This window comes from Microbacterium testaceum StLB037, assembly GCF_008763945.1.
GTDB lineage: Bacteria > Actinomycetota > Actinomycetes > Actinomycetales > Microbacteriaceae > Microbacterium > Microbacterium testaceum_G.
In genome coordinates this window covers 1-3,656 of the sequence record NZ_VTQH01000006.1, presented here as the reverse complement: position 1 = coordinate 3,656, position 3,656 = coordinate 1, and the positions used below count along the sequence as shown (strand labels likewise).

The 3,656-nt window shown below is 54.6% G+C and carries 2 rRNA genes; both read right to left on the bottom strand.

The features are described from left to right. Window positions 1-56: 56 nt before the first annotated feature. Window positions 57-173, bottom strand: a 5S ribosomal RNA gene (gene rrf / locus F9B98_RS15745). A gap of 101 nt (window positions 174-274) precedes the next feature. Beyond that, window positions 275-3,386 (bottom strand): 23S ribosomal RNA (locus tag F9B98_RS15740). Window positions 3,387-3,656 lie beyond the last annotated feature (270 nt).

The window sequence follows — 3,656 nt, the reverse complement described above, 5'->3', positions numbered from 1 at the left end:
GCCCGTAAATGCGAAATGGCCACCCAGCTTTGGGTGGCCATTTCGACTGAAAAGAAGTCCGGCGGTGTCCTACTCTCCCACAGGGTCCCCCCTGCAGTACCATCGGCGCTGAGAGGCTTAGCTTCCGGGTTCGGAATGTGACCGGGCGTTTCCCTCTCGCTATGGCCGCCGAAACACTATTGATGTTTCAAAAACCAACAACGACTTCATCATTGTTGAGTTCCCGACCGTACATCGAGAACCACTCAGTGGACGCAAGCACCAAAACAGGTGTGTTATCAAGTCATCGGCTTATTAGTACCGGTCAGCTTCACGTATTACTACGCTTCCACATCCGGCCTATCAACCCAGTAGTCTGGCTGGGAGCCTCTCACCATAAATGGTATGGAAGTCTCATCTTGAGGCCGGCTTCCCGCTTAGATGCTTTCAGCGGTTATCCATCCCGAACGTAGCTAATCAGCGGTGCTCCTGGCGGAACAACTGACACACCAGAGGTTCGTCCAACCCGGTCCTCTCGTACTAGGGTCAGATCCTCTCAAACTTCCTACGCGCGCAGCGGATAGGGACCGAACTGTCTCACGACGTTCTAAACCCAGCTCGCGTACCGCTTTAATGGGCGAACAGCCCAACCCTTGGGACCTACTCCAGCCCCAGGATGCGACGAGCCGACATCGAGGTGCCAAACCATGCCGTCGATATGGACTCTTGGGCAAGATCAGCCTGTTATCCCCGAGGTACCTTTTATCCGTTGAGCGACAGCGCTTCCACAAGCCACTGCCGGATCACTAGTCCCGACTTTCGTCCCTGCTCGACCTGTCAGTCTCACAGTCAAGCTCCCTTGTGCACTTACACTCGCCACCTGATTGCCAACCAGGTTGAGGGAACCTTTGGGCGCCTCCGTTACATTTTGGGAGGCAACCGCCCCAGTTAAACTACCCACCAGGCACTGTCCCTGAACCGGATCACGGTCCTAAGTTAGATATCCAGAGTGACCAGAGTGGTATTTCAACAATGACTCCACACTCACTGGCGTGAATGCTTCACCGTCTCCCACCTATCCTACACAAGCCACACCGAACACCAATACCAAGCTGTAGTAAAGGTCACGGGGTCTTTCCGTCCTGCTGCGCGTAACGAGCATCTTTACTCGTAATGCAATTTCGCCGAGTTCGCGGTTGAGACAGTTGGGAAGTCGTTACGCCATTCGTGCAGGTCGGAACTTACCCGACAAGGAATTTCGCTACCTTAGGATGGTTATAGTTACCACCGCCGTTTACTGGGGCTTAAATTCTCAGCTTCGCCTTGCGGCTAACCGGTCCTCTTAACCTTCCAGCACCGGGCAGGCGTCAGTCCGTATACATCGTCTTGCGACTTGGCACGGACCTGTGTTTTTAGTAAACAGTCGCTACCCACTAGTCTCTGCGGCCACCACACCCTTTCGGAGCAAGTCCTAATAAGTGGATGGCCCCCCTTCTCCCGAAGTTACGGGGGCATTTTGCCGAGTTCCTTAACCACGATTCTCTCGATCTCCTTGGTATTCTCTACCTGACCACCTGAGTCGGTTTGGGGTACGGGCGGCTTGAACCTCGCGTCGATGCTTTTCTCGGCAGCATAGGATCACCCACTTTTTATCCGCATCGTGTCTCAGCCTCAATGAGTGACGGATTTGCCTATCACTCGGCCTACGCACTTGCACCAGGACTACCATCGCCTGGCTTGGGCTACCTTCCTGCGTCACACCTGTTAATACGCTAGCCGCACCAGCATGGGGTCGAGCGTTCACACGGACGACCATCACCCCGAAGGGATCCGGAACATTCCGAGCTAGGACTCTTAGCACCACTGGATTGACTGGGGCGGTTCTTCGCCGGTACGGGAATATCAACCCGTTGTCCATCGACTACGCCTGTCGGCCTCGCCTTAGGTCCCGACTTACCCAGGGAAGATTAGCTTGACCCTGGAACCCTTGGTCTTTCGGAGGACGTGTTTCTCACACGTCTTTCGCTACTCATGCCTGCATTCTCACTCGTGTAGCGTCCACGGCTGGGTCACCCCGCCGCTTCACTCGCCACACGACGCTCTCCTACCCATCAACACGGCTGGACCACGAAGGCCTACCAAAAATGTCAATGCCACAACTTCGGTGGCGTGCTTGAGCCCCGTTACATTGTCGGCGCGGAATCACTTGACCAGTGAGCTATTACGCACTCTTTCAAGGGTGGCTGCTTCTAAGCCAACCTCCTGGTTGTCTAAGCAACTCCACATCCTTTCCCACTTAGCACGCGCTTAGGGACCTTAGTTGGTGGTCTGGGTTGTTTCCCTCTCGACTATGAAGCTTATCCCCCACAGTCTCACTGCTGCGCTCTCACTTACCGGCATTCGGAGTTTGGCTGACGTCAGTAACCTTGTAGGGCCCATCGGCCATCCAGTAGCTCTACCTCCGGCAAGAAACACGCAACGCTGCACCTAAATGCATTTCGGAGAGAACCAGCTATCACGAAGTTTGATTGGCCTTTCACCCCTATCCACAGCTCATCCCCTCAGTTTTCAACCTAAGTGGGTTCGGTCCTCCACGACGTCTTACCGTCGCTTCAACCTGGCCATGGATAGATCACTTCGCTTCGGGTCTAGGACACGCGACTGTATCGCCCTATTCAGACTCGCTTTCGCTACGGCTACCCCACACGGGTTAACCTCGCCACGTATCGCTAACTCGCAGGCTCATTCTTCAAAAGGCACGCTGTCACCCCTACTAAGGAGGCTCCAACGGTTTGTAAGCAAACGGTTTCAGGTACTATTTCACTCCCCTCCCGGGGTACTTTTCACCTTTCCCTCACGGTACTTGTCCGCTATCGGTCATCTGGGAGTATTTAGGCTTATCAGGTGGTCCTGACAGATTCACACGGGATTTCTCGGGCCCCGTGCTACTTGGGATACTCTTCACGCCAAGAACAAGCATTTCGACTACGGGGTTCGCACCCTCTATGACCGGCCATTCAAAACCGTTCGTCTATACCCTCTTGTCACGTCGACTGCTCGGCAGAACAATCCGAAAAGTCCCACAACCCCCAACATGCAACGCCTGCCGGCTATCACACACGCTAGGTTTAGCCTCATCCGGTTTCGCTCGCCACTACTCACGGAATCGCTGTTGCTTTCTCTTCCTGTGGGTACTGAGATGTTTCACTTCCCCACGTTCCCTCTACCCGCCCTATATATTCAGGCGGGAGTCACCAGGTACGCACGCGCCCTGGCGGGGTTTCCCCATTCGGACACCCTCGGATCAAAACTCGCTTATCAGTTCCCCGAGGCTTATCGCAGATTGCTACGTCCTTCTTCGGCTCCAGATGCCAAGGCATCCACCGTTTGCTCTTAAAGACTTGAAATCACATGAGTTGAATCGTCAAAAAATTGACTAATGATCTTTAAGATCATCTTCACGAGCCGACCCAAAAGAATCGACTCGAAGATGCTCGCGTCCACTGTGTAGTTCTCAAAGTACGGGCGGTACCCCTCCCCCACACCCACCAACCGGTGAGAGCAAGAAGAGGCCCTCAAGGAAACAGCCACCAACCACCACCAGTTCGAAAACCAGCGCGATCAGCGCCCGGCCCCTCAGGACCCAACAGCGTGCATGTACCCACCCCTCCGACCCA